General features: G+C 64.7%; 3 protein-coding genes. All 3 read left to right on the top strand.

The features are described from left to right. The coding region (locus Q0Q02_RS23745; protein WP_293813290.1) for a cbb3-type cytochrome c oxidase subunit I at positions 1 to 1,452 on the top strand (1,452 nt) is incomplete at its 5' end. Positions 1,453 to 1,464: 12 nt separating this feature from the next. Continuing rightward, positions 1,465 to 2,181: a cytochrome c oxidase subunit 3 gene (locus Q0Q02_RS23740; protein ID WP_293813288.1), complete on the top strand. Its 717-nt coding sequence runs from the start codon at positions 1,465 to 1,467 to the stop codon at positions 2,179 to 2,181. Positions 2,182 to 2,203: 22 nt separating this feature from the next. Further along, positions 2,204 to 2,641 (top strand): cytochrome c oxidase subunit 3 (locus Q0Q02_RS23735; RefSeq protein ID WP_293813286.1); only part of this gene is annotated, 438 nt, incomplete at its 3' end.

Genomic DNA, 2,641 nt, shown 5'->3' with positions numbered 1-2,641 from the left:
TTCGGCAACTACCTGATCCCGCTGATGCTCGGCGCGCGGGACATGGTGTTCCCCTATGTGAACATGCTCAGCTTCTGGATCTATTTCCTCGCCGTGCTGGTGCTGCTCGTCGGCTTTTTCGTGCCGGGCGGGCCGACCGGGGCGGGATGGACCCTCTATCCGCCCCAGTCGATCCTCGCCAACACGCCCGGCCAGCAATGGGGCATCGTCGTGATGCTCGTCTCGCTGATCCTCTTCATCATCGGCTTCACCATGGGCGGGCTGAACTACGTCGTGACCGTGCTGCAGGGGCGCGCCAGGGGGATGACGCTGATGCGCATGCCCTTGACCATCTGGGGCATCTTCACGGCCACCGTCATGGCGCTGCTCGCCTTCCCCGCGCTCTTCGTCGGTGCCGTGATGATGCTGCTCGACCGGCTGATCGGCACGAGCTTCTTCATGCCGGCCATCGTCGCGATGGGCGAGCAACTGGCCTATAAGGGCGGCAGCCCGATCCTGTTCCAGCACCTGTTCTGGTTCTTCGGACACCCGGAGGTCTACATCGTGGCGCTGCCGGCCTTCGGCATCGTCTCCGACCTGATCAGCACTCATGCGCGCAAGAACATCTTCGGCTACCGCATGATGGTGTGGGCGCTGATCGCGATCGGCGCGCTCAGCTTCGTCGTCTGGGCGCACCACATGTATGTCAGCGGCATGCACCCCGCCTTCGGGTTCTTCTTCGCCACCACGACGCTGATCATCGCGATCCCTACCGCGATCAAGGTCTATAACTGGGTGCTCACCCTCTGGCGGGGCGATATCCACTTCACCGTGCCGATGCTGTTCGCGCTCGGCTTCATCGTCACCTTCGTGAATGGCGGGCTCACCGGTCTGTTCCTCGGCAATGTCGTCGTCGACGTGCCGCTCTCCGACACGATGTTCGTCGTGGCGCATTTCCATATGGTGATGGGCGTCGCGCCGATCCTGGTGATCTTCGGGGCGATCTACCATTGGTATCCGAAGGTCACCGGGCGCATGCTTAGCGACGGGCTCGGCAAGCTCCATTTCTGGATCACCTTCCTCGGCGCCTATCTGATCTTCTTCCCGATGCACTATATCGGGCTGATGGGCGTGCCGCGCCGCTATCACGAGATCGGTGCGATGGCCTTCGTTCCGCCATCGGCGCTGACGCTGAACGAATTCATCACGGTCGTTGCCCTGATCGTCGGCGCCGCCCAGCTTGTCTTCGTGTTCAATCTCGTCTGGAGCCTCGGGCGAGGCCGACCCGCGGGCGGCAACCCCTGGCGCGCGACCACGCTGGAATGGCAGACGCCGCAGACGCCGCCCGCCCATGGCAACTGGGGCAAGACCCTGCCGGTGGTCTATCGCTGGGCCTATGACTACAGCGTGCCGGGCGCCGCGGAGGACTTCCTGCCGCAGAACCAGCCGCCGCCGGCTCCACGGACCGGGTGAGGAGATGCCGCCATGGGCGTGGTCCTCGGGTTCATCGTCATCATGGCAGCTTTCGCCGGCTGGTGGCTCTCGCGCCAGCGCCTGACGGCAAAGCCCTGGCTTGAAGTCGGCGTGATAGGCGACGCCCCTCAGCCGACCTCGTCCGCAACGGCGAAGCTCGGTCTCGGCACATTCCTCGTCGTCGCCAGCTCGCTCTTCGCACTTCTGATCAGCGCGTATTCGATGCGCATGGGCGTAGCGGATTGGCGCGCGCTACCGATGCCGACCGCGCTCTGGTTCAGCACCGGGCTGCTGATCCTGGCGAGCACCGCCCTGCACATGGCGGTGATCGCCGCGCGTTGCGACGAGCGCAGCCCGCTCCGCTCCAGTCTTCTCGCCGCGGGCGTCTGCTCGCTCGCCTTCCTGTTCGCCCAGGCGCTGGCATGGCGCGCGCTTGCCGTCTCTGGCTATTTCGCCGCAGCCAACCCCGCCAGTGCCTTCTTCTATCTGGTCACGGCCATTCACGGCGCCCATCTGGCCGGCGGGCTCGTCGCGCTGGGGCGAACCTCCGCCAGGGCGTTCGCCGCCCCGAAGGACGTCGACGCGGACATTCCGCCCGAGCTCACCCTCAGCGTCGAGCTCTGCGCCATCTACTGGCATTTCCTGCTGCTGGTCTGGCTCGTCCTGTTCAGCGTTCTGATGCGCTGGACGGACAACATCATCGAGATCTGCCGGGGATTGCTGACCTAGAGCTCCGAGCCTGGAGGGGCCGATGAACGAGATTGCGCCGACTGCCGTGAGTACAGACGCCGTCCGCCCCGCCGGCTGGCGCGGCATCGTGGCCGACTGGTCGTCCGATCAGCAGGCCTTCAAGAACGTCTCCTGGGGAAAGGCCATGATGTGGGTCTTCCTGCTCAGCGACACCTTCATCTTCGGCACCTTCCTCATTGGCTACATGACGGTCAGGATGTCGACGGTGGTGCCCTGGCCCAATCCGAGCGAGGTCTTCGCTCTCGAGATCGGTGGCCATCATCTTCCGCTGATCCTGATCGCCATCATGACCTTCGTCCTGATCAGCAGCAGCGGCACGATGGCGATGGCGGTCAATTTCGGCTACCGCCGCGACCGCAGGAAGACCGCGATCCTGATGCTGGTGACCGCCCTTCTCGGCGCGACCTTCGTCGGCATGCAGGCCTTCGAATGGTCGAAG

Source organism: uncultured Allobosea sp., assembly GCF_945956895.1.
Lineage (GTDB): Bacteria > Pseudomonadota > Alphaproteobacteria > Rhizobiales > Beijerinckiaceae > Allobosea.
This window is presented reverse-complemented; position numbering and strand designations above follow the sequence as displayed.